The sequence below is a fragment of the Micromonospora sp. NPDC051925 genome (assembly GCF_044548625.1).
Taxonomy (GTDB): Bacteria; Actinomycetota; Actinomycetes; order Mycobacteriales; family Micromonosporaceae; genus Micromonospora.
The window spans coordinates 224,491-248,042 of sequence record NZ_JBIUCH010000007.1; the positions used below are offsets into that span (position 1 = coordinate 224,491).

Sequence of the window (23,552 nt, forward strand, 5' to 3'; positions counted from 1 at the left end):
CGACCACAGGTGAACGGTCAGCGACAATGGGACGACCAGCGGCTCGCACCGGGGCCGTCGTCCGGCCCGCGCCGACCTGCCCACCCCCCGCATCGCAAGAGGACCTGACTGATGGACGTGACCGACGTCACTCCCGCCCGGCAGCGCCCGGTCGGCCTGGCCGAATTGGCCCGTATCCCGGTGCGGCGTTGGCGCACGGTGCTCGCCGCCACCGGGTTGGTGGTGCTGCTGGCGGCCGCCTACCTGCTGGTCTTCCCCGCGACCTACACCGCGACCACGGCCGTGGTGGTCCGCCCGGTGGTCACCGACCCGTTCTCGGTGCCCTCCGGCGGCGCCGACCGGGCGGTCAACATGACCGCCGAGAGTGGGATCGCCACCAGCAACGACGTCATCGACAAGGTCGCCTCGATCACCGGCCGGGACACCACCGACGTGGCCGACGCGCTCACCGTGGAGACGCCGGTCGGCGGCCAGGTGATGCGCTTCAGCTACGCCGGGCACAGCGAGGCCGAGGCGGTGGACGGTGCGAACGGTGCGGCCGAGTCGTACCTGGAACTGCGCAAGGGCATGTACGAGAACCAGCGCGCCGCCGTGCTCAAGTCGTACGACGACACCATCGCCCTGGTCACCACCCAGCGCACCACCACCCAGCGGTCGCTGCCGGCCAACCAGGGCTCGTCCAACCCGTCGCCGCGGACCAGCGCCCTGCTGGACCAGCTGCGAGCGCTCAACGACCAGCTCGCCACCCTCGCCGAGCAGCGTTCCAAGATCGGTTCGGCCGACCTCAGCCCCGGTTCGGTCACCAGCGCCGCTCGGGCGCCCGTGCCGTCCAGCCGGGACGCCGCCCCGCTGATCCTGGTCGCCGGGCTGCTCGGCGGCCTGCTGGTCGGCGGGTTGATCGCCTTCGTCCGGGAGTCCATGGACCGTCGGGTGCGCACCGCCAGCGAGGCGTCCGCGCTGGTCGGCGCCCCGCTGCTGGGCACCGTCGGGCGGGACGGCTCCGGTCGGCTCTCCGACACCGACCTGCGCTACCTGGTGCTGGCCCTAAGCCGCTGGGTGGACGGGCCGAAGCCGCTGCCGCTGGTCCTGCTCTCCACCGCCGCCGACGAGCGGCGCGAACAGGTCACCGCCGGGGTCGCCGCGGCGCTCGCCCAGGCCGGGCAGGAGGTACGCCTGGGTGTCGCCCCGGAGAGTCGGGACCGGATCCGGTCACTGCTCACCGAAGCCCAGCGCCGGCACCCGGCCGTCGAGTCGACCCGTCCCCGGGTGCCCCGCCCCCGGCCGATGCCCAGCGGCGTGCCGACCCCGGCCCCGGCGGTTCCCGCCCCGGCACCGGCGGGCAACCCGGAAGACACCATGATCATCCAGCCGGTCCGCAAGCCCCGGCCGTTCCCCACCGAGGACCCGAAGAACGGCGGGGTCTACCGGTCCACCACCACCACCTCGGCGGACAAGACCGAGGTCATCCCGAGGGTGCTGCCGAAGGAGACCCCCGCCGTCGACGGCGAGGAGCTGCGCATCGGCGCCGGCGGGGTGCGCCTGGTCCCGCTGGACGCCCCGGTGGCCGGCGGCGTCACCGTGATCGACGCGCCGCCCGCCCTGCACGACGAGCGGGGTGTGCGGGCCGCCCGGGAGGGTCGGGCAGTGCTGGTCGCCGCGCGGGACAAGACCCGCACCGGCCGGCTGAGCCAACTGGTGGAACGACTGCGCGCGGTCGGCGTGGAACCGGTCGGATTCGTGGTGACGGGAGAGAAGCGTGACTGAGGCTACAGCCGCTCCGCAGCACCCGCCGGTGACCGTGGTGGTGGCCACCCGGGACCGGCCCGGGTTGCTGGAACGGGCCGTCCGCGCCGTGCTCGACCAGGACTACCCCGGCCCGGTGGAGTGCGTCGTGGTCTACGACCACACCGACCTGCGCGAGCTGGCCGTCGACGTCCCGGCCGGCCGCACCCTGCGGTACGTCCACAACGCCCACCGGCAGGGCCTGCCCGGCGGCCGTAACACCGGCGTCGACGAGTCCACCGCCGAGCTGATCGCGTTCTGCGACGACGACGACTTCTGGCTGCCGGCGAAGCTGCGCCGGCAGGTGGAGCTGCTGGCACGACGCCCGGACGCCGCCGCCGCGAGCTGCGGGATCCGGCTGGAGGGTCCGGGCATCGCCAAGGAACGGCAGCTCGACCGCTCCGAGGTCGCCCTGCCCGACTTCGTCGAGGACCGGATCATGGAGGTGCACTCCAGTACCATCCTCATCCGGCGTTCCACCTGGGACGCGATCGGCCCGGTCGACGAGGAGCTGCCCGGCGGCTACGGCGAGGACTACGAGTGGCTGCTGCGGATCGCCGGGCACGGCCCGGTGGTGATCGTGCCCGAGGTGCTGGTGGTGGTCGACTGGCACGGCGGTTCGTTCTTCTTCGGCCGCTGGGCGACCATCGTCGAGGCCACCCGCTACCTGCTGGACAAGCATCCCGAGCTGGCGGGTAGCCGGACCGGCCTGGCCCGGCTGCACGGCCAGATCGCCTTCGCGCTCGCCTCCGGCCGGCGGCGTCGGGAGGCGGTGCGGGAACTCGGCCGGGTGGTCCGGCTCAACCCTCGGGAGAAGCGGGTGCTGGTGACCGTCCCGGTGGTGCTCGGGCTGCTGTCCGGGGAGCGGGTGCTCCGGCTGGCCCAGCGCCGGGGGCGGGGTGTCTGACCGGCGGCTCCGGGCGGGCGCGTCACCTTCCGGGCCTCCGCCCCTGCCCACCTGGCCGCTGCTGGCCATGTTCGGGCTGGTGCCGCTCTGGTGGGCGCTCGGCGGCTTCTACCTCGGCTGGTCGGTGTTCGGGGTGGTGCTGCTGGGCCTGCTGGTCACCCGGGGCCGGGTGGCGCTGCCCGCCGGGACCGCCTGCTGGCTGGTGCTGCTCGCCCTGGTGCTGCTCAGCTTCACCCGGCTGGACCGGGCCACCGCCTACCTCACCTCCGGGTTGCGCTTCGGCTACATGCTGACCGCGCTGATCGTCTGTGTCTACGTCTACAACCTGGTCCGGGACGGCGCCCCCTGGGACCAGGTGCTCCGTCCGCTGGGTTGGTACTGGCTGGGTGTGGTCGCGCTGGGCTGGCTGGCCGTGCTGGCACCCCGCTTCCAGCTCACCACCCCGGTGGAGATGCTGCTGCCGGGCAGCATGTCGGGGGAGCGGTTCATCCAGGCGTTGACCCACGTGCGGGCCAACGAGTTCAATCCGGTCTCGCGCGCCCCGATCTACCGGACCGCCGCGCCCTACCCGTACACCAACAACTGGGGTACGGCGTACGCCCTGCTGGTGCCGTGCGTGCTGGCGTACCTGACCTCGGTGCGTACCGGCAAGTTCCGGGTGGCGCTGATGGTGTCGTTGCCGCTGTCGATGGTGCCGGCGTTCATGACCCTCAACCGGGGCATGTTCCTCGGCCTCGGCGCGGGGCTGACCTACCTGGGCCTGCGGGCGCTGGTCCGGGGCAACGCCAAACTCATCGCCTCGATCGGCGGGCTGGTGCTGCTGGTCTGGGTGGTCAGCCTGGTGGTGCCGGTGCAGGAATTGATCAACAACCGGGTCAGCAGCACCGACACCAACGTCGACCGGATGGACCTCTACGTGCGTACCCTCCAGGCGGTCGAACGCTCGCCGCTGCTCGGGTACGGCGCGCCGAACAGCGTCGACACCACGCTCGCCGAGGAACCGCTGGGCACCCAGGGCATGGTGTGGCAGGTGCTCTACAGCCACGGCATTCCGGCCCTGATCGCCTTCCTGGCCTGGCTGGTGCTGATCGCCAAACGGTTGGCCGGGGCGGTCTCCCCGGCCGGGCAGTGGCTGAGCACCATCCCGGTGATCGCCCTCGTGGTGATCCCGGTGTACGCCTACATCGACCCGAACATGTCGGTCATCTTCTTCGCCGTCGGGGCCGGGTTGGCGGCGGTCAGCGGGCCGGTGAACCGCGCGGTGACGCTCGCGCCGGGAGTCACCGACTCCCGTCCACCGCACGCACCAAGATCGGCAACCGGCACGGCCTCGGCTGTCGGGGCGGCCTCGGCTGTTGGCGCGGCCTCGCCTGTCGGGACGGGCTCGGCTGTTGGCGCGGCCTCGGCCACCGGCACGGCCTCCGTGCCGGCGAAGGCGTCGGCCACCGTGCCGACCCAACGCACCCGCGCCACGGCCAGCGTGCCACCTCCGGCCGGCAGAGCCACTGCCGCCGTGCCGCCTCCGGCCGGCAGAGCCACTGCCGCCGTGCCGCCTCCGGCCGGCAGAGCCACCGCCGCCGTCCCGCCTCCGGCATCGGCTTCGGTTCCGGCATCGGCATCGGCATCGCCCCCGCCTTCGGCCCCGGTCCCGGCCCTGCCCCTGGCTTCGGCTCCGGCATCGCCCCCGCCTTCGGTTCCGGTTCCGGCTTCGGTTCCGGTCGGCGGGGCCCGTCCGGCTGGCGGGGTGGACGCACCGACCGTGGTGCCGCCGGCGCGGCCCGGTGGGGTGATCCCACCGACCCGGGCCACCACCCGGACCGAAGACCAGACGGGCACCGAGGGCGGCGGGGAGCAGGCATGAGGCAACCGGGCACCGGAACGGGGACCGGGACCACTCCGGCGATCCCCCGGCAGGTCGACCGCCGTGCCGCGGCGACCGGGGAGTCGGCCGGGCCGGCGGTGGCGGACGCAGCCGACGCGGCGAGCGGTTCGGGCGAGGTACGTCGCAGCGCCCGCAGCGGCGCGGTCGGGCTGGTCGGCGCGGCGGTCAACGGCGCGCTGGGCTTCCTGCTCACCGTGGTCATCGTGCGCGGCTTCGGCACCGACGGCTCCGGTGCGCTCTTCACCGCCATCGGCGTGGTCTCCATCCTGGGCGCGATCTGCTGCGCCGGTGCGGACACCGCGTTGGTCTGGGCGCTGCCCCGACGCCGGACCGGCGTCGACGGCGACGCCGCCCGACTGCTGCCGGTCGCGTTGCTGCCGGTCCTGCTGCTCAGCGGGCTCGTGGCGGCGGTGGGCGCGCTCACCGCCGACCGGCTCGCCCCGGTCTTCTTCGACGGTCCGGAGGGGTCGACGCTGCTGCGGCTGGCGTTCCTCGCGTTGCCGGCCACCGTGGCGATGACCGTGCTGCTCGCCGCGGTCCGGGCGGTCCGGCCGGTGACCGCCGTGGTCGGCATCCAGTACGTGCTGGTGCCGCTGGCCCGGCCCGTCCTGCTGCTGGCGACGGTCGCCACCGGTGCCGGGGTGGCCGTCGGGTTCGGCGGCTGGCTGCTGCCGGTGGCGCTGGCCGTGGTCGCCGCCACCGTCCTGCTGCTGCGGCCGTTCGGCCTGCTCGCGGGGGTGCGGCTGCGGCCGGACGGCACGGACTGGCGTACCCTCTGGGGATTTGCGCTGCCCCGGGCGGTGTCGGCGGCCATCGACGCCAGCAGCATGTGGGTCGGGGTGCTGCTCACCTCGGCGCTGGCCGGCGCGGACGAGTCCGGTGTCTTCGGCGCGGTCGGCCGGTACGCCCTGGCCGGACTGCTGATCATGCAGGGGTTGCGGGTGGCGGTCGCGCCCCAGCTGTCCCGACTGCTCGGGCAGGGGCGCACCGCCGACGCGGCGCTGGTCTACCGGCGGGTCACCGTCGTGATCATCCTGCTGTCCTGGCCGGCGTACCTGCTCCTCGCGGTCTTCGCGCCCGCCTTCCTCAGCCTCTTCGGCGACGGGTTCACCGCCGGGGCCACCCCGTTGGCGGTGCTCGCCGGGGCCATGCTGGTCAACTCCGGGGTGGGCATCGTGCAGACGATGCTGCTGATGAGCGGCAACAGCGCCCGGCACCTCCAGGCCACCGTGGTCGGGCTGGCGCTCACCGTCGGGCTGGGTTTCCTGCTCATCCCCGACCACGGTGCACTCGGCGCGGCGTACGCCTGGACGGCCGGGGTGGTCGCGGAGAACGTGCTGGCGGCGGTGGCCGCCCGGGTGGCGATCGGTGAGCCGCTGCTCACCCGCTCGGTGGGCTGGGCGGCGCTCGGGGCCGGCGGCGGCGCGGCCGTGGTGGCGGTGTTCAGCGCACTGGTCGCCGGCCGGGGCGTGGCCGGCCTCGTGCTGGCACTGGTGGTGCTGGTGGTCGCCGCCGCCGGGCTGCTGCTGGACGGGCGGGTCCGGCGTACGGTCCGCGCCGCCGTGACGATGCTCAGGCCGAAACCGGCATGACGATGCTCAGGCCGAGACCGGCATGACGAGAGGGAGACGATGACCATCCGCGACCGCCTCAAGGGTGTGGTCCCGCACCAGGTCACCCACCAGGTGCGCAGCTCGCTGGTCCGGTACGGCGAACGGACCAGCGACCGCCGGCCGCTGCCGGACTTCCTGATCACCGGCACCAAGCGGGGCGGCACCACCTCGCTCTGGCGTTACCTGCTGGCGCACCCCCTGGTGCCCCGGCTCTTCCCGGCCTGGAACACCAAGACGTCGCACTACTTCGAGGAGAACTGGGGTCGGGGCGAGGCGTGGTACCGCTCGCACTTCCCGACCGAGCGGCACCGCCAGGCGTTGGCCCGCCGGCACGGTGGGCCGGTGCGGGTGGGTGAGGCCGCGCCGCTGTACATGTTCCATCCGCTCGTCCCGCAGCGGGTCGCCGAGCTGCTGCCCGACGTCCGGTTGATCTTTCTGCTCCGCGACCCGGTGGAGCGGGCGTACTCGCACTGGAAGGAGCGGCGTACCGAGGGCAGGGAGCCGCTGGACTTCGCCGAGGCGCTGGCCCGCGAACAGGAGCGGACGGCGGGGGAGCGGGAGAAGCTGATCGCCGATCCGACGTACTTCAGCGAGGCGTACGACTGGTACACCTACCGGGCCCGGGGCCGCTACCTGGAGCACCTGACGCCCTGGCTGGACCGCTTCGACCGCTCCCAGCTGCTGATCCTGCCCAGCGAGACGCTGTACGCCGAGCCGGCCGCCACGTACGCCCGGGTGCTGGACTTCCTCGGCCTGCCCCCGCACCAGCTCGCCGCGTACGAGGCGCACAACCACCGGCGCAGCAGCGCCATGCCGGCGCAGGTACGGGCCGAGTTGAGCGCCCACTTCGCCCCGCACAACGCGGCGCTGGAACAGCGGTTGGGGATGCGCTTCGACTGGTCCTGAACCGCCCCTGGCAGACCGACCGGGGGACGTCGGCGTCCGCAGGGCGGGACGGGCCGGGCACGGCGTGGGGGCGGGCACCCGGCGTGACAGACTGGCCGCTGTGTTGCGTTGGCTGACTGCAGGTGAATCGCATGGTCCGGCTCTTGTCGCGGTGTTGGAGGGGGTGCCCGCCGGGGTGGCGGTGACCACCGGTGACATCGCCGGTGAGCTGGCCCGTCGACGGCTCGGCTACGGCCGGGGCGCCCGAATGGCGTTCGAGCAGGACGAGGTCGAGGCCATCGGCGGCCTGCGGCACGGCGTCACCCTGGGTAGCCCGGTCGCCATCCGGGTGGGCAACTCCGAGTGGCCGAAGTGGCAGACGGTGATGGCCGCCGACCCGGTCGACCCGGACGAGCTGGCCAGCCAGGCCCGTAACGCCCCGTTGACCCGCCCCCGGCCGGGCCACGCCGACCTGGCCGGCATGCAGAAGTACGGCCACACCGATGCCCGGCCGATCCTGGAGCGGGCCAGCGCCCGGGAGACCGCCGCCCGGGTCGCCGTCGGCACCGTGGCGAAGGCCCTGGTGAAGCAGGCCCTCGGCATCGAGATCGTGTCGCACGTGGTGGAACTCGGCTCGGTCGCCGCGAAGCCGGGCCTGCGGCCGACCCCGGAGGACGCGTCCCGGATCGACGCGGACCCGTTGCGTTGCCTCGACCCGGATGCCAGCGCCCGGATGGTCGCCGAGGTCGACGCCGCGAAGAAGGCCGCCGACACCCTCGGTGGCGTGGTCGAGGTGCTGGCGTACGGCGTGCCGCCGGGCCTGGGCAGCCATGTGCAGTGGGACCGCAAGCTCGACGCCCGGCTGGCGACCGCCTTGATGTCCATCCAGGCGATCAAGGGGGTGGAGATCGGTGACGGCTGGCAGCAGGCCCGGTCCCGGGGTTCCGAGGCGCATGACGAGATCATGCCCACCGCCACCGGGGTCCGTCGGGTCACCGACCGGGCCGGTGGCCTGGAGGGCGGCATCACCACCGGCGAGCCGGTGCGGGTCAGGGCGGCGATGAAGCCGATCTCGTCGCTGAACCGGGCGCTGGCCACGGTCGATGTCAGCACCGGGGAGCCGGCGACCGCGATCAACCAGCGCTCCGACGTCTGCGCGGTCCCCGCTGCGGCGGTGGTCGCCGAGGCGATGGTGGCGCTGGTGCTCGCCGAGGCCGCCACCGAGAAGTTCGGCGGCGACTCGGTGGCCGAGATCCGCCGCAACCTCGCCGGCTACCTCGACACCCTGGTCATCCGATGACCGCCGGGAGCCCCGCAGGAAGGTGGCTTCGGTGACGAAACCCGTCTGTGTGCTGGTGGGGGCTCCCGGCTCCGGCAAGAGCACCGTTGGCGAGGAGCTGGCCGCCCTGCTCGGGGTGGCGTTCCGGGACACCGACACCGACATCGAGGAGATGGCCGGCAAGCCGATCCCGGAGATCTTCATCGACGAGGGCGAGGCGCACTTCCGGGCCCTGGAGCGGGCCGCAGTGCTGGCGGGGTTGGCGTCACATGCCGGGGTGCTCGCCCTCGGCGGCGGTGCGATCCTCGCCGAGGAGAACCGGGCCGCGCTGGTCGGGCACACCGTGGTGCACCTGTCGGTGGAGCTTCCCGACGCGGTGAGGCGGGTCGGGCTCGGTGCCGGCCGGCCGCTGCTGTCGGTCAACCCGCGCGCCACCCTCAAGTACCTGATGGATCAGCGCCGACCGCTCTACGCGGAGGTCGCGACGGCGACGGTGGTCACCGACGACCGCCTGCCGGGGGAGATCGTCGCCGAGATCGTCGCCCTGCTCAAGCCCTGACCCCCGGCGGGGACGCGGCCGAGGCGGAACCGGCCGGAGCCGAGCGTGACCTGGTCCCGCCCCGACAAGGCCGTGCGGTCCCGCCCGTTCAGGCCGGTCCCGTGCCGAGGCGCGTGGGCGGCCCGACCGCTCAGGCCGGTACGGGTGCGCGGGCGGCCCGGTCCCGGCGTGGCGTGGGTCGCCAGGTTGCCAGCAGGGCCAGGGCGAGCAGTATCTCGGCCAGGTCGCCGACGTAGTACATCAGGGTCGCCGCCGTCCGTAACTGGGTTGTCGGGGCGGCGGCGTCGACCAGGCCCGCGTACATCAGTTGGGCGAGGGTGGCGTGGGCGGCGACGGACAGGCCGAGCACCACCAGGCGCAGGGGCACACCGGGGCGGTGTGGACCCGGGTCGGGGCCGGCGATCGCCCACGTGAAGACGTACCCGCTGACCAGGAAGTGCAGCAGGAGCAGCGGGTGCAGGCCGGGACGGGTCAGGGCGGCCCGGTACAGCGGTGTCAGGTGCAGCAGGTAGAGGCCCCCGGCGGTGAGCAGCAGCCCGGTGACCGGGTGGGTGGCCACCGCCGGGGCGGGACGGCGCAGTAGCCGCAGAGCCGCCCGGCCGACCCGGGGTCGTACCGTCCGCAGGGCCAGGGTGCCGGGTGCGCCGAGCACCAGCCCGAGCGGTGCCAGCATGCCGACCAGCAGGTGCTGCCACACGTGCCCGACCAGGTCGTGGGCGGGCAGCAGCAGGGCTACGGCGAGCAACGCCGTGCCGGTGCCGAAGCTGGCCGTCCGCCAGCTGCTCCAGCCGCCGCGGCCCGGGTCGCGGCGGCGCAGGGCGGCGGCCAGATAGCCCCAGAACATCACCAACGGTACGAGCAGCAATGGGCCGATCCCGCTCCCGTGCGGCCCGATCATCGCCGCTCGGCGCAGGTGTCCACGGTCGTGGCACCACGTCGGATCGTCCAGCCGAGGGCCACCAGGGCCGCCCCGAGCAGCAGGAAGCCGACGTCCCAAGCGGTCTGGTGCGGGCCACCGTGGACGTGGTGGATGCCGAGCAGGTGATGGTCGATCACCCCCTCGACCAGGTTGAACAGCCCCCACCCGACCAGTGCCCAGCCCCAGAGCAGGCCGGAACGCCACAACCGGCCCCGGGACCGGGTGACCCGGGCGTACAGCAGGGCCAGCCCGGTGAGCACCGCCACCCAGGTCACCACGTGGAACAGTCCGTCCCAGAGGGTGTTCATCTGCAGCCCGGGGACGGTGTCCACCGGATATGCCCTGATCCCGATGTTGTCGCTGCCGGTGCTGCTGAGCATGTGGTGCCACTGGAGCACCTGGTGCAGGACGATGCCGTCGACGAACCCGCCGAGGCCGACGCCGAGGATGGTGGCCGGCAGCCGGATGTCCGCGCCGTCGATGGTCGTGCTGGCCATGGGTTCCTCCGCCGCTCGGGCCGACCCCGTCCTCGGTGCCCGGGTCTCGTCGGGCTAAACGCCGGCCTCGTCGTCCGGTCACGCGGCCCGCGCTCTGGTCAGGCCAGCAGGTGGACAGTCGCCGTGCCGGGGACGGCGCTGGACTAGGCTGCCGGCGATGGACGAGGTGACCCGGATTCCGGTCGGCGGCGAACTGCCGTACGACGTACTGGTCGGACATGGCCTGCTGGCCGAGCTGCCCGCGTTGCTGCCCGAGGCGACGCGGGTGGCGGTGCTGCACGCGCCACCACTCAAGGAACTGGTGGAGGTGCTCGGCGAGCGGCTGGCCGCCGTGGGGATGGCCCCGCTGATGATCGAGGTGCCGGACGCCGAGGCGGGTAAGCGGGTCGAGGTGGCCGCCGACTGCTGGGACCGCCTCGGCGCGGCCGGTTTCACCCGTACCGATGCGGTGGTCGGGGTGGGCGGCGGTGCGGTGACCGACCTGGCCGGCTTCGTGGCGGCCTGCTGGTTGCGCGGGGTGCGCTGGGTGCCGGTGGCGACGTCGTTGCTCGGCATGGTCGACGCGGCGGTCGGCGGCAAGACCGGGGTCAACACGGCAGCCGGCAAGAACCTGGTGGGCGCCTTCCACCCGCCGGTCGGGGTGCTGGCCGACCTGGGCACGCTGGACAGCCTGCCATCGGCAGATCTGGCCGCCGGGATGGCCGAGGTGGTCAAGTGCGGTTTCATCGCCGACCCGGTGATCCTGGATCTGGTCGAGGCGGATCCGGCCGCCGCCGTCGATCCGACCGGGCCGGTGGTCCGGGAGCTGATCGAGCGGGCGATCCGGGTGAAGGCCGACGTGGTCTCCGGTGACCTGCGCGAGTCGAGCGTCCGGGAGGTGCTCAACTACGGTCACACCCTGGCGCACGCGATCGAGAAGGTCGAGGAGTACCGCTGGCGGCACGGGCACGCGGTCTCCGTCGGCACCGTCTACGCCGGCGCTCTCGCCCGGTTGGCGGGTCGGCTCGACGCGGCGACCGCCGAGCGGCACCGCGGGGTGCTGTCCGCGCTGGGCCTGCCGACCAGCTACCCGGCGGACGCCTGGCCGGCCCTGTTGGCGGCGATGCGGGTGGACAAGAAGGCGCGGGGCAGCCGCCTGCGCTTCGTGGTGCTGGACGGCCTGGCCCGCCCGGCGATCCTGGACGGCCCCGACGACGAACTGCTGCACGCCGCCTTCCGGGAGGTCAGCCGGTGAGCGGCCCCGACCTCCCCCGGGTGTACGTGCTCAACGGGCCGAACCTGGGCCGGCTGGGCACCCGCCAGGTCGACGTGTACGGCGTGACCAGCTATGCGGACCTGGTGACGCTCTGCGTCGAGACGGGCCGTGAACTGGGGTTGGACGTGGTGGTCCGGCAGACCGACGCGGAGCATGAGCTGCTCGGCTGGCTGCACGGCGCGGCGGACGAGGCGGCGGCGGTGGTGCTCAACCCGGCGGCCTGGTCGCACTACTCGATCGCGGTGCGGGACGCCTGTGCGTTGCTGCGGGGTCCGCTGGTCGAGGTGCACATCTCCAACATCCACGCCCGGGAGGAGTTCCGGCACCACTCGGTGGTCTCGGCGGTGGCCACCGGGGTGATCTGCGGTCTCGGTGTGGACGGCTACCGGCTGGCCCTGCGGCACCTCGCCACCCGCCTGGGCGTGGCCGGCTGACGTCCTTCGTCACTGTGCGTGACATGTGGCGATGGTCTCATCCGCCGGAACGGGCCCCGGCCGACGGCGCAGCCGCCGATTAGACGCAGCTAGTAGACTTGCCAGGTCTGTCCGCCAATTGATGATCAAGGCAGGAAATGGCATCCACCAACGACCTCAAGAACGGCCTGGTACTCAACCTCGACGGGGAGCTCTGGGCCGTCGTCGAGTTCCAGCACGTCAAGCCCGGTAAGGGTGGGGCGTTCGTCCGCACGACGCTGAAGAACGTGCTGTCCGGCAAGGTCGTCGACAAGACCTTCAACGCGGGCACCAAGGTCGAGACCGCCACCGTCGACAAGCGCACCATGCAGTACCTCTACGCCGACGGTGAGGACTACGTCTTCATGGATCTGGAGACGTTCGACCAGATCACCGTCCCCGGCGGCACCGTCGGCGAGGCCGCCAACTACCTCCTCCCCGAGGCCGAGGCGACCGTCGCCACCCACGAGGGCGTGCCGCTCTACATCGAGCTGCCGACCAGCGTGGTGCTCCAGGTCACCTACACCGAGCCGGGTCTGCAGGGCGACCGGTCGACCGGCGGCAACAAGCCGGCCACCGTCGAGACCGGCGCGACCGTGCAGGTGCCGCTCTTCATCACCACCGACGAGAAGATCAAGGTCGACACCCGCGACGGCCGTTACCTCGGCCGAGCCTGATGGCCGAGGGCCCCAAGCAGCAGATGCCGTCGCGCCGCAAGGCGCGTAAGCGGGCGCTGGACGTGCTCTTCGAGGCCGATCTGCGGGACCGGCCCCCGGTCGAGGTGCTCGCCGGCTACGTCGAGCGGATCGAGAAACCGCGCCCCGAGCACCTGGACTACGCGGTCGGTCTGGTCGAGGGGGTCGCCGCGCACCTCGACCGGATCGACGAGGTGATCGCCAGCTACGCCGAGGGCTGGACCCTGGACCGGATGCCGGCGGTCGACCGCAACCTGGCCCGGATCGCCGTCTACGAGCTGCTCTACGTCGACGAGATCGACGACGCGGTGGCGATCAGCGAGGCGGTGGAGTTGGCCCGGCAGATGTCGACCGACGACTCGCCGCGCTTCCTCAACGGCATTCTCGGCCGGATCGCCGAGTACGCCACCCGCTGACCCGGGTCGCGCACGTCCCACCAGGGCCGGGCGCGTCCCGGGACCGGACGGTCCCGGTGGCGGGGGATGGTGTGACGAGAAGGGCCCGTGCCGGACGGCACGGGCCCTTCTCGTCGGCGACCGCAGGTCAGGAGGCGAAGAACGCCCGCGGGTCGGCGACCAGCACACCGTGCTCGGTGAGCCGCTCGATCAGCCCGGACGGCGAGGCGTCGTAGACGATCGCCAGGGCACGCAGGTCGTCGGCGCGGATGGAGAGCACCCGACCGTTGTAGTCGCCGCGCTGCTGCTGGATCGCCCGGGCGTAGCGGGCGACGTAGGCGAGGTCCTCGGAGGCCTCGTCGTAGAGTCGCTCCAGGTCCAGGACGATCTTGCTGGTGGGCTCGTGCCGCACACCGCTGCCGTCGGGCAGCAGCTCCGAGACGGGAACGCGGTAGAAGTCGGCCAGCTCCGCCAGGCGGGACACGGTGACGGCCCGGTCGCCGCGCTCGTATGAGCCGACCACCACGGCCTTCCAGCGGCCGTTCGACTTCTCCTCCACCCCCTGCAGGGAAAGACCCTGCTGCTGGCGGATGGAGCGCAGGCGGGCACCCAGCGACTTGGCGTATTCAGAGGGCATTCGGACACTCCCAGTGCTGTGCTTTGGGGTTCTCCCAGCGATCGCTACGGAGCGTGACGGTACGGGGATTGCGACACGTGGTCAAGTGCTCGTGACATTCCCGTCGGAGATAGTGGGGGAGTTGTCCCTATTTCACCGTCCTGATCCGGGGATCAGTGGGTCGCGGCGAACGGCCAGGTGACCGCTGGTAACGTGGCCGCCAGCCCCGGTCGGGCCGCCCGCGACCCCACCGGACACCCCGACATCCTTTAACGACCCGTCCCGTGAGGCGGGGAAGGAGGTCCGCCGTGGCCTGCCCACCGGCTGCCCCACCGTCGCAGGAGCGACAACCCTCGGTGAAGGTGATCCTCGCCAGCGCCGACGTCCAGCGCGTCGTCGACCGGATCGCCCACCAGATCCTGGAGAAGACCCAGGGTGCCGCCGACACCGTCCTGCTCGGCATCCCCACCCGGGGCGCCCCCCTCGCCCGGCGGCTCGCCGCCCGGATCAGCACCTTCGAGGACGTCGTCGTCCCGGTCGGGGTGCTCGACATCACTCTCTACCGGGACGACCTGCGTCGACACGCCACCCGCGCGGTCGGCCCCACCCAGTTGCCGGCGGGTGGCATCGACGGCAAGCGGGTCGTCCTCGTCGACGACGTGCTCTTCTCCGGTCGTACCGTCCGGGCCGCGCTCGACGCCCTCAACGACGTCGGTCGGCCCGCCTCGGTCCAGCTCGCCGTGCTGGTCGACCGGGGTCACCGGGAGCTGCCGATCCGCGCCGACTACGTCGGCAAGAACATCCCGACCGCACTCGCCGAGAGCGTCCGGGTCACCCTCGCCGAGACCGACGGCGCCGACGAGGTCAAGCTCTACGGGGGTACGCGATGACCGCGCACGACGCGATGCGACGGTGCCCCGTGGGCGCACACGAGAGGCGGCCCCGCTCATGATCAGGCATCTGCTCTCCGGGGCCGACCTGGACGCCGACACCGCCACCCAGATCCTCGACACCGCCGCCGAGATGGCCACCGTCGCCGGCCGGGAGGTCAAGAAGCTCCCGGCGCTGCGTGGCCGGACCGTGGTCAACCTCTTCTACGAGGACTCCACCCGCACCCGGATCTCGTTCGAGGCCGCCGCCAAGCGGCTCAGCGCCGACGTGATCAACTTTTCCGCCAAGGGCTCCAGCGTCACCAAGGGCGAGAGCCTGAAGGACACCGCGCTGACGCTCCAGGCGATGGGGGCCGACGCGGTGGTCGTCCGGCACCCCGCCTCCGGCGCCCCGCACCGGCTGGCGAACTGGGTGGACGGGTCGGTGGTCAACGCCGGCGACGGCACCCACGAGCACCCCACCCAGGCGCTGCTCGACGCGTACACCATGCGGGCCCGGCTGGGTCGGCTCGCCGGCCTGCACGTGGCGATCGTCGGGGACGTGCTGCACTCCCGGGTGGCCCGCTCCAACGTCCTGCTGCTGAGCACCCTCGGTGCCAAGGTCACCCTGGTCGGCCCGCCGACGCTGATCCCGGTCGACTGGGCCGCCCGAGCGGGCGCCGCGCCGTCGGCCACCCCCGCCGTCCCGGCCGCCGTCTCCCATCCCGGCACCGACGTCTGCTACGACCTCGACGCCGTTCTTCCCGGGGTGGACGTGGTGATGATGCTGCGGGTGCAGCGGGAGCGGATGAACGACTCCTACTTCCCGTCGGCCCGCGAGTACGCCCGGCGCTACGGCCTGGACGGCCCGCGCATGCGTCGGCTGCCCGACCACGCGATCGTCATGCACCCCGGCCCGATGAACCGGGGCATGGAGATCACCCCCGAGGTCGCCGACTCACCCCGCTCCACCATCGTCGAACAGGTCGCCAACGGGGTCTCCGTGCGGATGGCCGTGCTCTACCTGCTGCTCGGAGGGAACAACCGGTGACCGCGTACCTGATCAAGAGCGTGAGCGTCATGGGCGCCGCGCCGACCGACCTGCTGATCCGCGACGGCGTCGTCGCCGAGACCGGGTCCGGGCTGACCGCCCCGGACGCCGTCGTGGTCGACGGCACCGGGCTGGTCGCCCTGCCCGGCCTGGTCGACCTGCACACCCACCTGCGCGAGCCCGGCCGGGAGGACGCCGAGACCGTGGAGTCCGGCTCCCGGGCGGCGGCGCTCGGCGGCTACACCGCGGTCTGCGCGATGGCGAACACCTCGCCGGTCGCCGACACCGCCGGCGTGGTCGAGCAGGTCTGGCGGCTCGGCCGGCAGGCCGGTCTGGTCGACGTGCAGCCGATCGGCGCGGTCACCGTCGGGCTGGCCGGCGAGCGGCTCGCCGAGCTGGGCGCGATGGCCGACTCGGCAGCCCGGGTGCGGATCTTCTCCGACGACGGGCACTGCGTCGCCGACCCGAAGTTGATGCGCCGCGCCCTGGAGTACGTCAAGGCGTTCGACGGGATCATCGCCCAGCACGCCGAGGAGCCCCGGCTCACCGAGGGCGCGCAGATGCACGAGGGCGAGGTCTCCACCCGGCTCGGGCTGACCGGCTGGCCGGCGGTCGCCGAGGAGGCGATCATCGCCCGGGACGTGCTGCTCGCCGAGCACGTCGGCAGCCGGCTGCACGTCTGCCACCTCTCCACCGCCGGCAGCGTCGAGGTGCTGCGCCAGGCCAAGGCCCGGGGGGTCCGGGTCACCGCCGAGGTCACCCCGCACCACCTGCTGCTCACCGACGAGGTCGTGAGTGGCCGCAGTGAGCTCGCCAGCCCCGCGATCGCGGACGACTGGAGCCCGGCGGCCAGCTACGACCCGGTCTTCAAGGTCAATCCGCCGCTGCGGACCGGCGCCGACGTCGCCGCGCTGCGCGCCGCGCTCGCCGAGGGCGTCATCGACATCGTCGCCACCGACCACGCGCCGCACGCGGTGGAGGACAAGGAGTGCGAGTGGGCGTACGCCAGGCCCGGCATGCTCGGGCTGGAGACGGCGCTGTCCGTCGTGCTCGACGTGCTCGGCCCGCAGTGGGACCTGATCGCCGAGCGGATGTCGCGTACCCCGGCTCGGATCGCCGGCCTCGACGGCCACGGCCTCGCCCCCGCGCCCGGCGTGCCGGCGAACCTGACCCTGGTCGACCCGGCCGCCAGCCGAATGATCGAGCCCGCGGAGCTGGCCAGCCGTAGTCGCAACACCCCGTACGCCCGCATGACGCTGCCAGGTCGCATCGTGGCGACCTTCCTGCGCGGCGAGCCGACGGTCCTGGACGGAAAGGCTGTCAAGTGATCCGAGCGAGGAACGTAGCGAAGCGGAGTCCCGCAGTCCGGATCGGAGGAAGCGCGTGATCCGAGCGAGGAACGTAGCGAAGCGGAGTCCCGCAGTCCGGATCGAGGAGGCTCAGCATGGTGAAGCGTAGATCGGCGATCCTGGTGCTCGAGGACGGGCGCACGTTCCACGGCGAGGCGTACGGCAGTGTCGGGGAGACCTTCGGCGAGGCGGTCTTCAACACCGGCATGACCGGCTACCAGGAGACCCTGACCGACCCGTCCTACCACCGGCAGGTGGTGGTGCAGACCGCCCCGCACATCGGCAACACCGGCGTGAACACCGAGGACGACGAGTCCGGCCGGATCTGGGTCGCCGGCTACGTGGTCCGCGACCCGGCCCGGATCGGTTCCAACTGGCGGGCCGTCGGGGGGCTGGAGGACCGGCTCGGCGTCGAGGGCGTGGTCGGCATCGCCGGGGTGGACACCCGGGCACTCACCCGGCACCTGCGCGAACGCGGCGCGATGCGGGTCGGCATCTCCAGCGTCGACGACGACCCACGCGCCCTGCTGGACCGGGTCCGGCAGTCCCCGCAGATGGTCGGCGCGGACCTCTCCGCCGAGGTGACCACGGGCGAGCCGTACGTGGTGCCGGCTGACGGCCCGCACCGGTTCACCGTCGCCGCGCTGGACCTGGGCATCAAGCGCAACGTGCCGCGCCGGCTGGCCGCCCGGGGGGTCACCACCCACGTGCTGCCCGCCGGCTCCACCATCGACGACCTGCTGGCCACGGGTGCGGACGCGGTCTTCTTCTCGCCGGGCCCGGGTGACCCGGCCACCGCCGACGGGCCGGTCGCCCTCGCCCGGGAGGTGCTGAGCCGCCGGATCCCGCTGTTCGGCATCTGCTTCGGCAGCCAGATCCTCGGCCGGGCGCTCGGCTTCGGCACCTACAAGCTGGGCTACGGCCACCGGGGCATCAACCAGCCGGTGCTCGACCGGGTCACCGGAAAGGTCGAGGTGACCAGCCACAACCACGGCTTCGCGGTGGCCTGGCCGGGCCGCGAGCCGGGTGGACCGGCCGGCGCGGTCGTCCCCGACCAGGTCATCGAGACCGAGTTCGGCGGCGTGCAGGTGTCGCACGTCTGTCTCAACGACAACGTGGTCGAGGGGCTGCGGGCCGTGGACGTGCCCGCCTTCACCGTCCAGTACCACCCGGAGGCGGCAGCCGGCCCGCACGACGCCGACTACCTCTTCGACCGTTTCGCCGAGCTGATCGAGGGCCGTGGCCCCGACGGACAGCCCGGTCCGGGCCGGACCCACAGCGAGGGGCGCACGAATGCCTAAGCGGACTGATCTCAAGCACATCCTGGTGATCGGCTCCGGGCCGATCGTGATCGGGCAGGCCTGCGAGTTCGACTACTCCGGCACCCAGGCCTGCCAGGTGCTGCGCAGCGAGGGAATCCGGGTCAGCCTGGTCAACTCCAACCCGGCGACCATCATGACCGACCCGGAGTTCGCCGACGCCACCTACGTCGAGCCGATCACCCCGGAGTTCGTCGAGCTGGTCATCGCCAAGGAGCGCCCCGACGCGCTGCTGGCCACCCTGGGCGGGCAGACCGCGTTGAACACCGCGGTCGCCCTGCACGCCGCGGGCGTGCTCGACAAGTACGGCGTCGAGCTGATCGGCGCGAACATCGAGGCGATCAACCGCGGTGAGGACCGCCAGCTGTTCAAGGAGATCGTCGCCAAGGCCGGCGTACGGCTGGGACTGGCCGACCCGGACGGCCTGGTGCCCCGGTCCCGGGTCTGTCACTCGATGGACGAGGTCCGGGAGACCGTCGGGGAACTGGGCCTGCCGGTGGTGATCCGGCCGTCGTTCACCATGGGCGGCCTGGGCTCCGGCATGGCGCACACCGACGAGGACCTGACCCGGATCGCCGGTGCCGGCCTGGCCGCCAGCCCGGTGCACGAGGTGCTCATCGAGGAGAGCGTGCTCGGCTGGAAGGAGTACGAACTGGAGTTGATGCGCGACCGGCACGACAACGTGGTGGTGGTCTGCTCGATCGAGAACGTCGACCCGATGGGCGTGCACACCGGTGACAGCGTCACCGTCGCCCCGGCGATGACGCTCACCGACCGGGAGTACCAGAACCTGCGGGACCTGGGCATCGCGGTGCTGCGGGAGGTCGGGGTGGACACCGGCGGCTGCAACATCCAGTTCGCGGTCAACCCGGCCGACGGCCGGATCGTGGTGATCGAGATGAACCCCCGGGTGTCCCGCTCGTCGGCGCTGGCGTCGAAGGCCACCGGCTTCCCGATCGCCAAGATCGCCGCGAAGCTGGCCATCGGCTACACCCTCGACGAGATCCCCAACGACATCACCCGCAAGACCCCGGCGGCGTTCGAGCCGACCCTGGACTACGTGGTGGTGAAGATCCCCCGGTTCGCGTTCGAGAAGTTCCCCGGCGCGGACCCGGAGCTGACCACCACGATGAAGTCGGTCGGTGAGGCGATGAGCCTCGGGCGCAACTTCACCGAGGCGCTCAACAAGGCGATGCGCTCGATGGAAACGAAGGCCGCGGGTTTCTGGACCCAGCCCGACCCGGTCGACGCGACCAGGGAGAACACCCTCGCCGCGCTGGGGATGCCGCACGACGGCCGGCTCTACACCGTGGAGCGGGCGCTGCGGCTGGGCGCGTCGATCCCGGAGGTCGCGCGGGCGTCCGGCGGGATCGACCCGTGGTTCCTGGACCAGATCGCGAGCCTGGTCGAGCTGCGGGCCGAGATCGTGGACGCCCCGGTGCTCGACGCCGACCTGCTGCGCCGGGCCAAGCGGGCCGGGCTGTCCGACCGGCAGCTCGCCGCGCTCCGCCCGGAACTGGCCGCCGAGGACGGCATCCGCACCCTGCGGCACCGGCTCGACGTACGCCCGGTCTACAAGACGGTGGACACCTGCGCCGCCGAGTTCGAGGCGACCACCCCGTACCACTACTCGACGTACGACGCGGAGACCGAGGTCGCCCCGTCGGACCGGCCCAAGGTGCTCATCCTGGGTTCCGGGCCGAACCGGATCGGCCAGGGCATCGAGTTCGACTACTCGTGCGTGCACGCGGTACAGGCGCTGCGCAGCGCACCGCTCGACCCGGCCTCCGGCGCCGTCGGCTACGAGACGGTGATGGTCAACTGCAATCCGGAGACCGTCTCCACCGACTACGACACCGCCGACCGGCTCTACTTCGAGCCGCTGACCTTCGAGGACGTGCTGGAGGTCTGGCACGCCGAGGACTCCTCCGGCAGGGCGGCCGGCGGCCCCGGTGTGGTCGGGGTGATCGTGCAGCTCGGTGGGCAGACCCCGCTGGGGCTGGCGCAGCGGCTGAAGGACGCCGGGCTGCCGGTGGTCGGCACCTCACCCGAGTCGATCCACCTGGCCGAGGAGCGCGGCGCGTTCGGCGCGGTGCTGGCCAGGGCCGGGCTGCGCGCCCCGGCACACGGCATGGCGACCTCGTACGACGAGGCGAAGGCGATCGCCGACGAGATCGGTTACCCGGTGCTGGTGCGCCCGTCGTACGTGCTCGGCGGGCGGGGCATGGAGATCGTCTACGACGACGACACGCTGCGCGCCTACATCGGCCGGGCCACCGACATCTCCCCGGACCACCCGGTGCTGGTGGACCGGTTCCTCGACGACGCCATCGAGATCGACGTGGACGCGCTCTGCGACGCCGACGGCGAGGTCTACCTGGGTGGCGTGATGGAGCACATCGAGGAGGCCGGCATCCACTCCGGTGACTCGTCGTGCGCGCTGCCGCCGATCACGCTGGCCGGTCCGCACCTGACCGAGGTGCGCCGCTACACCGAGGCGATCGCCCGGGGGGTGGGGGTGCAGGGCCTGCTCAACGTCCAGTACGCCCTCAAGGACGACATGCTCTACGTGCTGGAGGCGAACCCGCGGGCGTCCCGGACGGTCCCGTTCGTCTCCAAGGCCACCGCGGTGCCGTTGGCGAAGGCGGCAGCCCGGATCGCGCTCGGCGCGACCATCGCCGAGCTGCGCGTCGAGGGGCTGCTCCCGGCGACCGGCGACGGCGGGGTGATGCCGCCCGACGCCCCGGTCTCGGTCAAGGAAGCGGTGCTGCCGTTCAAGCGGTTCCGCACCCCGGCCGGCAAGGGCGTCGACTCGCTGCTCGGCCCGGAGATGAAGTCCACCGGCGAGGTGATGGGCATCGACAGCAGCTTCGGGCACGCCTTCGCCAAGAGCCAGTCCGCCGCGTACGGCTCGCTGCCGATCGCCGGGAAGATCTTCGTCTCGGTGGCCAACCGGGACAAGCGCGGCATGATCTTCCCGATCAAGCGGCTGGCCGACCTGGGCTTCGAGATCGTCGCCACCGCCGGCACCGCCGAGGTGCTGCGCCGGCACGGTATCGCCTGCGAGCAGATCCGCAAGCACTACCAGGCGGGTGAGGGCGCGGACGCGGTGTCGATGATCCTCGCGGGCGACGTGGCCCTGGTGATCAACACCCCCCAGGGCTCGGGCGCGAGCGCCCGCTCGGACGGCTACGAGATCCGTAGTGCCGCCGTCACGGCCGACATCCCCTGCATCACCACCGTGCCGGGCGCGGCGGCGGCGGTGATGGGCATCGAGGCCCGCATCCGGGGCGACATGCAGGTACGCCCCCTCCAGGAACTCCACGCCGCCCTCCGAGCCACCCAATGACCCCCCACCCCCACCCCCACCCCAACCCCCCACCCCGTCCGGTGATCAAGAGGTTTTGGTCAGGGAACGGCGGGTGCGGTGACGTAAACCTCTTGATCACTGATGAAGATGCCGGCGGACCGCCGGTGGGGAGGGAGTGGGGAGTGGGGCGGTGGGCGTGGTGATGTTCGAGAAGGGGGTTCGGGGGCTGCTGTTCCGCATCGGGGGTGGGGACGCCGAGGCGGCGCACGACTGGACGTTGCGTCGATTGGCGACCCTCTCCCGGCGGCCGGCGGCGTTGGCGTTGCTGCGGGCCCGCCATCTGCACCGGGCGCCCCGGACCGTGTTCGGGGTGGAGTTCCCCAATCCGGTGGGGTTGGCGGCGGGGATGGACAAGAACGGGGTGGCCCTGCCGGCCTGGCCGGCGCTGGGGTTCGGCTTCGTCGAGGTGGGTACGGTCACCGCGCACGCCCAGCCGGGCAACCCCCGGCCGCGGCTGTTCCGGCTGCCCGACAGCGCGGCCGTGATCAACCGGATGGGCTTCAACAACGCCGGTGCGGCGGCCCTCGCCGGCCGGCTGGCCGCGCTGCCCCGCCCGCTCGGGGTGCCGCTGGGCATCTCGCTGGGCAAGTCCAAGGTGACCCCGTTGGACGAGGCGGTCGAGGACTACCTCGCCTCGTACCGGGCGTTGCGCGGGCACGGCGACTACTTCGCGGTCAACGTGTCCTCCCCGAACACCCCCGGGCTGCGGTCGTTGCAGGACCGGGCCCACCTGGACGCCCTGCTGACCGCGCTGGTGGGGGAGAAGCCGGTGCTGGTGAAGATCGCCCCGGACCTGACCGAGTCGGCCGTGGCCGAACTGCTGGAGGTCTGTCTGGCCCGAGGGGCGGCCGGGGTGATCGCCACCAACACCACCCTGGCCCGCGACGGCCTCGCCCCCGCAGACCGGGAGCGCGGCGCGCAGACCGGTGGTCTGTCCGGCCGGCCGTTGACCGGGCGGGCCCGGGAGATGGTCGCCTTCGTCCACCGGGAGACCGGCGGCCGGCTCCCGGTGATCGGCGTCGGCGGCATCCTCGACCCGGACGACGCCGCCCGGATGTTCGACGCCGGGGCCAGCCTGGTCCAGCTCTACACCGGCTTCATCTACCGGGGCCCGGCACTGGTCCGGGCCGCGGCCCGCGTCTCGACCGGGGCCGGTGAGCCGACGGGCGAGCGGGCGGTGGGCGGCCGGTGAGCCGACGGGTACGCCCGGCGTTCCCGGTCGTGCCCGTCGCCGTGCTGGTGGGGTGCGACGTCCCGGTCCCACCGTCCCGGGCCCCCGGCTGCGTCGGCAGAGCAACGGGGCCCGTGCTGACCGACGCCGTCGCCCGGCCCGCCGGCGAGCTGGCCGCGGTGACCGTGGAGCCGGTGGTGCGGGGCACCGGTCTGCGCTTCCGCCATCCGGGGCGGGACATCGGCGGCCGACCGGATGCCGCGCGCGTGGCCCGACACCCATGGGCAACCCGTTGGCCGGTGTGGTCGTCAACGCCCTCCTGTGGCTGCTACGGCCGGCGACTGGGCCGCCGGGGTGGCGCGCGGGTGGGTACGGGGCTGCGGACCGTCCTGGAGCCGCTGCGGGGGGTGCCGGGCGTGGCGGACGTCCGGGTGCGGGGCGCGTTCGGCGGGGCGCAGTTGGACCACGAGGTGGACGTGGCGGCCACGACGGCCGCCGCGATGGCCCGGAGCGGCTGCCTCCGCCCCTTGCGCGACCTGGTGCACACCGTGCGGCGGTCCCCGACCGGGGACGCGGACGTGGCCCGGAGCGAGGCCGGGATCGCCGCCGCGGTCGAGTCGGCTGAACCCGCATGGACAAGGGCCTGACCGGGACGGCGACCGCCGCCACGGTCAGTGGAGTACGAGA

Annotated in this window: 21 protein-coding genes; 18 read left to right on the forward strand and 3 right to left on the reverse strand. The window is 72.9% G+C overall.

Annotation, left to right across the window (positions count from 1 at the left end; genetic code table 11):
- The first annotated feature begins 111 nt into the window (after positions 1-111).
- The 7 genes from ACIG87_RS11830 to ACIG87_RS11860 all read left to right on the forward strand — a co-directional run bounded on the left by ACIG87_RS11830 (position 112) and on the right by ACIG87_RS11860 (position 8,907).
- On the forward strand, positions 112-1,764 hold the full coding sequence (locus ACIG87_RS11830; protein WP_396850446.1) for a Wzz/FepE/Etk N-terminal domain-containing protein: 1,653 nt from the start codon (positions 112-114) through the stop codon (positions 1,762-1,764).
- On the forward strand, positions 1,757-2,689 hold the full coding sequence (locus ACIG87_RS11835; protein WP_396850447.1) for a glycosyltransferase family 2 protein: 933 nt from the start codon (positions 1,757-1,759) through the stop codon (positions 2,687-2,689). The genes ACIG87_RS11830 and ACIG87_RS11835 overlap by 8 nt, the downstream gene beginning before the upstream one ends.
- Positions 2,682-4,550 (forward strand): O-antigen ligase family protein, encoded by a 1,869-nt coding sequence (locus tag ACIG87_RS11840; protein ID WP_396850448.1) that lies wholly within the window; start codon positions 2,682-2,684, stop codon positions 4,548-4,550. The genes ACIG87_RS11835 and ACIG87_RS11840 overlap by 8 nt, the downstream gene beginning before the upstream one ends.
- On the forward strand, positions 4,547-6,163 hold the full coding sequence (locus tag ACIG87_RS11845) for a lipopolysaccharide biosynthesis protein (protein ID WP_396850449.1): 1,617 nt from the start codon (positions 4,547-4,549) through the stop codon (positions 6,161-6,163). Before ACIG87_RS11840 ends, ACIG87_RS11845 begins: the two co-directional genes overlap by 4 nt.
- A 39-nt stretch (positions 6,164-6,202) precedes the next feature.
- Positions 6,203-7,090 carry a sulfotransferase family protein gene (locus tag ACIG87_RS11850; protein WP_396850450.1) on the forward strand — a complete coding sequence of 296 codons (888 nt, stop codon included), beginning with the start codon at positions 6,203-6,205 and terminating at the stop codon, positions 7,088-7,090.
- 100 nt (positions 7,091-7,190) lie between these two features.
- Positions 7,191-8,369, forward strand: a complete 1,179-nt coding sequence (gene aroC, locus ACIG87_RS11855) for a chorismate synthase (protein WP_396850452.1) — start codon at positions 7,191-7,193, stop codon at positions 8,367-8,369.
- 31 nt (positions 8,370-8,400) lie between these two features.
- Positions 8,401-8,907 (forward strand): shikimate kinase, encoded by a 507-nt coding sequence (locus ACIG87_RS11860; RefSeq protein ID WP_396850454.1) that lies wholly within the window; start codon positions 8,401-8,403, stop codon positions 8,905-8,907.
- 130 nt (positions 8,908-9,037) lie between these two features.
- On the opposite strand, the gene ACIG87_RS11865 is transcribed toward ACIG87_RS11860, so the two are convergent.
- Together ACIG87_RS11865 and ACIG87_RS11870 are read right to left on the reverse strand one after the other, a co-directional pair.
- Positions 9,038-9,772 carry a cytochrome c oxidase assembly protein gene (locus ACIG87_RS11865; RefSeq protein ID WP_396850456.1) on the reverse strand — a complete coding sequence of 245 codons (735 nt, stop codon included), beginning with the start codon at positions 9,770-9,772 and terminating at the stop codon, positions 9,038-9,040.
- A 29-nt stretch (positions 9,773-9,801) separates the two neighbouring features.
- A complete protein-coding gene (locus tag ACIG87_RS11870) occupies positions 9,802-10,323 on the reverse strand; it encodes a DUF2243 domain-containing protein (RefSeq protein ID WP_396850457.1) in 522 nt (173 codons plus the stop codon).
- 157 nt (positions 10,324-10,480) lie between these two features.
- Between ACIG87_RS11870 and aroB the strand changes: the two genes are divergently transcribed.
- The 4 genes from aroB (at position 10,481) to nusB (ending at position 13,141) form a co-directional block, all read left to right on the forward strand.
- On the forward strand, positions 10,481-11,557 hold the full coding sequence (gene aroB / locus ACIG87_RS11875; protein WP_396850458.1) for a 3-dehydroquinate synthase: 1,077 nt from the start codon (positions 10,481-10,483) through the stop codon (positions 11,555-11,557).
- Positions 11,554-12,012, forward strand: a complete 459-nt coding sequence (gene aroQ / locus ACIG87_RS11880; RefSeq protein ID WP_396850460.1) for a type II 3-dehydroquinate dehydratase — start codon at positions 11,554-11,556, stop codon at positions 12,010-12,012. The genes aroB and aroQ overlap by 4 nt, the downstream gene beginning before the upstream one ends.
- A gap of 137 nt (positions 12,013-12,149) precedes the next feature.
- Positions 12,150-12,707: an elongation factor P gene (gene efp, locus ACIG87_RS11885; RefSeq protein ID WP_091253160.1), complete on the forward strand. Its 558-nt coding sequence runs from the start codon at positions 12,150-12,152 to the stop codon at positions 12,705-12,707.
- Positions 12,708-12,730: 23 nt separating this feature from the next.
- A complete protein-coding gene (gene nusB, locus ACIG87_RS11890) occupies positions 12,731-13,141 on the forward strand; it encodes a transcription antitermination factor NusB (protein WP_176739216.1) in 411 nt (136 codons plus the stop codon).
- A gap of 127 nt (positions 13,142-13,268) precedes the next feature.
- On the opposite strand, the gene ACIG87_RS11895 is transcribed toward nusB, so the two are convergent.
- Positions 13,269-13,757 carry a transcriptional regulator gene (locus tag ACIG87_RS11895; RefSeq protein WP_013285505.1) on the reverse strand — a complete coding sequence of 163 codons (489 nt, stop codon included), beginning with the start codon at positions 13,755-13,757 and terminating at the stop codon, positions 13,269-13,271.
- Between the two features lie 287 nt (positions 13,758-14,044).
- Between ACIG87_RS11895 and pyrR the strand changes: the two genes are divergently transcribed.
- The 7 genes from pyrR (at position 14,045) to ACIG87_RS11930 (ending at position 23,512) form a co-directional block, all read left to right on the forward strand.
- Positions 14,045-14,626: a bifunctional pyr operon transcriptional regulator/uracil phosphoribosyltransferase PyrR gene (gene pyrR / locus ACIG87_RS11900; protein ID WP_396850461.1), complete on the forward strand. Its 582-nt coding sequence runs from the start codon at positions 14,045-14,047 to the stop codon at positions 14,624-14,626.
- Positions 14,627-14,684: 58 nt separating this feature from the next.
- Positions 14,685-15,656, forward strand: a complete 972-nt coding sequence (locus ACIG87_RS11905) for an aspartate carbamoyltransferase catalytic subunit (protein WP_396850462.1) — start codon at positions 14,685-14,687, stop codon at positions 15,654-15,656.
- Positions 15,653-16,984, forward strand: coding sequence for a dihydroorotase (locus ACIG87_RS11910; RefSeq protein WP_396850463.1), 1,332 nt, complete (start codon positions 15,653-15,655; stop codon positions 16,982-16,984). Before ACIG87_RS11905 ends, ACIG87_RS11910 begins: the two co-directional genes overlap by 4 nt.
- 119 nt (positions 16,985-17,103) lie before the next feature.
- Positions 17,104-18,306, forward strand: a complete 1,203-nt coding sequence (gene carA, locus ACIG87_RS11915) for a glutamine-hydrolyzing carbamoyl-phosphate synthase small subunit (protein WP_396850565.1) — start codon at positions 17,104-17,106, stop codon at positions 18,304-18,306.
- Positions 18,299-21,673: a carbamoyl-phosphate synthase large subunit gene (gene carB, locus ACIG87_RS11920; protein WP_396850464.1), complete on the forward strand. Its 3,375-nt coding sequence runs from the start codon at positions 18,299-18,301 to the stop codon at positions 21,671-21,673. Before carA ends, carB begins: the two co-directional genes overlap by 8 nt.
- Positions 21,674-21,833: 160 nt before the next feature.
- Positions 21,834-22,886, forward strand: a complete 1,053-nt coding sequence (locus ACIG87_RS11925) for a quinone-dependent dihydroorotate dehydrogenase (protein WP_396850566.1) — start codon at positions 21,834-21,836, stop codon at positions 22,884-22,886.
- Entirely contained in the window at positions 22,883-23,512 is a 630-nt protein-coding gene (locus ACIG87_RS11930) for a hypothetical protein (protein ID WP_396850466.1), read from the forward strand. The genes ACIG87_RS11925 and ACIG87_RS11930 overlap by 4 nt, the downstream gene beginning before the upstream one ends.
- Positions 23,513-23,552 lie beyond the last annotated feature (40 nt).